Below are 3,177 nucleotides of genomic sequence, written 5' to 3'. Positions count from 1 at the left end.
CCGCAAGGTCGAGCGCACGCGCGAAACCATCTACGCCATCTACATCGTCGATCCGGAGACGCAGCTCCTGCTGCGTTCGACCGGGTTGCGCCGGTTGATCACCGGCAACCCGGAGGATTCGATCCTGTCGGTGGCGCCTGATCGCATGCCGGTGACCGTGACGCCGCTCACCGATCGCGAGAACCTGGCGCAGACCATCTCGAAATACGACCTCCTCGCGCTGCCTGTCGTCGACCACGGCAGGATCCTCGGCATCGTCACCGTCGACGACATCATCGACACGATGATCGAGGAAACGACCGAGGATGTGCATCGTTTCGGCGGCATGGAGGCGCTGGACGAGCCGTATATGAAGATGGGCTTCCTCGCCATGATCCAGAAGCGCGCCGGCTGGCTCTGCGCGCTGTTCCTCAGCGAGATGCTGACGGCCAACGCCATGCAGAGCTACGAGGGTGAGCTGGAGAAGGCGATCGTGCTGACGCTGTTCATCCCACTGATCATGAGTTCCGGCGGCAATTCCGGCTCGCAGGCGACATCGCTCGTCATCCGCGCGCTGGCGCTGCGCGAGATCGGTCTGCGCGACTGGTGGCGGGTGGCGCTGCGCGAGCTGCCGACCGGGGTGGTGCTCGGCTCGATCCTTGGCGTCGTCGGCATCTGCCGCATCGCGCTCTGGCAGTATTTCGGCTTCTACGACTACGGCCCGCACTGGATGCTGATCGCGGCGACGGTGGGCGCGGCGCTGATCGGCATCGTCACCTTCGGCTCACTGTCGGGATCGATGCTGCCTTTCGCGCTGAAGCGGATCGGCTTCGACCCGGCAAGCGCCTCTGCGCCGTTCGTCGCCACGCTGGTCGACGTCACCGGGCTGGTGATCTACTTCTCGGTGGCGCTGGTGATCCTGCGCGGCACGCTGCTTTAAAAATCTTGGGGTCGCTGGCGTCGCCAGCGGCCTCAAAGCTGCAATCAAACGCGTTCGCCGTTCTTCACGCGGTAGGTCGGCTTATACATCGTGACCAGTTCCTCGGCCGCGGTCGGATGCACGGCCATGGTGCGGTCGAAATCGTCCTTGGTGAGGCCGGCTTTCAGCGGGATGCCCAGAAGCTGCGCCATCTCGCCGGCATCGGGACCCAGAATATGGGCGCCGAGCACCTTCCTGGACGCGCCGTCGACCACCAGCTTCATCAGCATCTTTTCGTCGCGGCCGGACAGCGTGTGCCGCATCGGACGGAAGGACGCGCGATAGATCTCGACATCGGGGAAGCGCTTGACCGCGTCGTCCTCCGACAGGCCGACGGTTCCAATCTCCGGCTGGGAGAATACAGCGGTCGGGATGGTGTCGTGATCCGGCGCGGTCGGATTGCCCTTGAAGGCGGTCTCGATGAAGCACATCGCCTCGTGGATAGCGACCGGCGTCAGTTGCACGCGATGGGTGACGTCGCCGATCGCCCAGATGTTGTCGATGTTGGTGCGCGAATATTGGTCTACCATGATCGCGCCCGTCTTGCCGAGTTCGACGCCGACGCCTTCCAGGCCCATATTCTCGGTGTTGGGAATACGCCCGATCGCCAGCATGACTTGGTCGACCGTGAGGGTCTGACCGCTTGACAGCAGCACATCTAGCCTGCCTTCAGGCGTCTTGCGCACCCATTCCGAAACCGCGGGGCAAAGGATCTTGATGCCCTTCTTCTCCATGGTCTCATGCAGCGAGCGGCGCAGATCCATGTCGAAGCGGCTGAGGATCTCCCGGCCGCGATAGACCAGCGTGGTGTCGACGCCCAGGCCGTGGAAAATGTTGGCGAACTCGACGGCGATATAGCCGCCGCCCTCGATCATGATCGCCTTTGGCAGTTCCTTGAGATCGAAAGCCTCGTTGGAGAAGATGCAGTACTCATGGCCCGAAAGCGCCGGATGCGGCGCCGGCCTGCCGCCGGTGGCGATCAGGATCTGGTCGGCGCTGACGGTGCGGTCTTCGGCTACCAGGTAGACGGAATGCGGGTCGACCAGCACGGCGCGCGAGTGGAAGGTCTCGCCGCCTGAGCCCTCGACATTCCTCTTGTAGATCGCTTCGAGCCGCGCGATCTCCTTGTCCTTGTTGGCGACCAGCGTCTTCCAGTCGAAGCTCGCCTCGGGCACCGTCCAGCCATAGCCGGCGGCATCAGTGAAATGCTCGGGAAATTGCGAGGCATAGACATAGAGCTTCTTCGGCACGCAGCCGCGGATGACGCAGGTGCCGCCGAAGCGGTATTCCTCGGCGATGGCGACGCGCTTGCCGAGGGCCGCCGCCACCCGGGCCGCCCTGACCCCACCGGACCCGCCGCCGATGACGAACAGATCATAGTCATAACCGGCCATCGTGGTGGGCTCCTGGGGATGAGAAAGACGGGTCACAGGTAGGCTGCCAAGCGGCAAAAGAAAAGCCCGGGCAAAGCCGGGCTTTGTGGTCCAGCGGCCGACGGCCGAATTGAAGCCGATCAGTTCGCGGAATTGTCGGCGGGCGCCGAGCCATCGGCCGGAGCGGAATTGTCGGCCGGCGCGGCGGCGTCGGGAGCCGGCGCTGCCGGCGCCGCGGCCTTGGCGGCGGCGGCGAGCGTCTCGCCTACCTGCTGGGCGAGGTCGCGGGCAACGCCGTTCTGCCAGATGTCGGCAGCCTTCACGAGGTCACGCGTCACCGCGGGGCCGCTGTCCAGCAGCTTCTTTCCGGAATCGGAGCTGTAGAAGGCGGCGATGTCGTTGAGCTCCTTCTCGGAAAACACCTTGGCATAGGCAAGCGCTGCTTCCTTTTCGAGGTCGGCGCGCCGCGATGCCATGCCGAGCGCCTTCTCGGTCACGGTCTTGCCGATCAATTCCTGCATGTCGGGGTTCTTCTGGATGAGCTGCGACTCCAGCGCGGCAGCGGCCTGCGGCAGAATGTTGTCGAACGAGTCCGTGGCATGGATCGCAGCGACGGCCGCGCGCGCGGCCTTCAGGTGCGACTCGCTGACATCCTGCGCAAACACCGGCGAGGACAGCGCGAGGACGGCCGAGGCCGCCAGAAACATCGAAAGGCGGCGAACCCGTTTATGCAACATCATGGTCGATAGAACTCCCTGGTTTTCGGGCGACATGGACGGTTTCGATACCGTCGCCGCCGGCGATGATGGCCGTTGACGCCAGCCCGATGAATAGACCGTGCTCGAC

General features: G+C 64.4%; 3 protein-coding genes. 1 reads left to right on the top strand and 2 read right to left on the bottom strand.

Going from position 1 to position 3,177, the window contains the following annotated elements:
- Nucleotides 1-919, top strand: a 919-nt coding sequence (gene mgtE, locus EOA28_RS30370) for a magnesium transporter (RefSeq protein ID WP_128315599.1), incomplete at its 5' end; no start/stop codon positions are given.
- 44 nt (nucleotides 920-963) lie between these two features.
- Here mgtE and gor read toward each other — a convergent pair.
- Nucleotides 964-2,352, bottom strand: coding sequence for a glutathione-disulfide reductase (gene gor, locus EOA28_RS30365; protein WP_127250939.1), 1,389 nt, complete (start codon nucleotides 2,350-2,352; stop codon nucleotides 964-966).
- 119 nt (nucleotides 2,353-2,471) lie between these two features.
- Nucleotides 2,472-3,071, bottom strand: coding sequence for a DUF2059 domain-containing protein (locus tag EOA28_RS30360; protein WP_127386424.1), 600 nt, complete (start codon nucleotides 3,069-3,071; stop codon nucleotides 2,472-2,474).
- Nucleotides 3,072-3,177 lie beyond the last annotated feature (106 nt).

The sequence above is a fragment of the Mesorhizobium sp. M2A.F.Ca.ET.067.02.1.1 genome (genome assembly GCF_004023285.1).
Classification (GTDB): Bacteria; Pseudomonadota; Alphaproteobacteria; order Rhizobiales; family Rhizobiaceae; genus Mesorhizobium.
The sequence above is the reverse complement of the archived record's forward strand: the minus strand, read 5'-3'. Positions and strand labels throughout refer to the sequence as shown.

Coding starts and splice junctions, on each gene's coding strand:
- gor (WP_127250939.1), bottom strand. CDS start 2,352: ATGGCCGGTTATGACTATGATCTGTTCGTCATCGGCGGCGGGTCCGGT.
- EOA28_RS30360 (WP_127386424.1), bottom strand. CDS start 3,071: ATGATGTTGCATAAACGGGTTCGCCGCCTTTCGATGTTTCTGGCGGCC.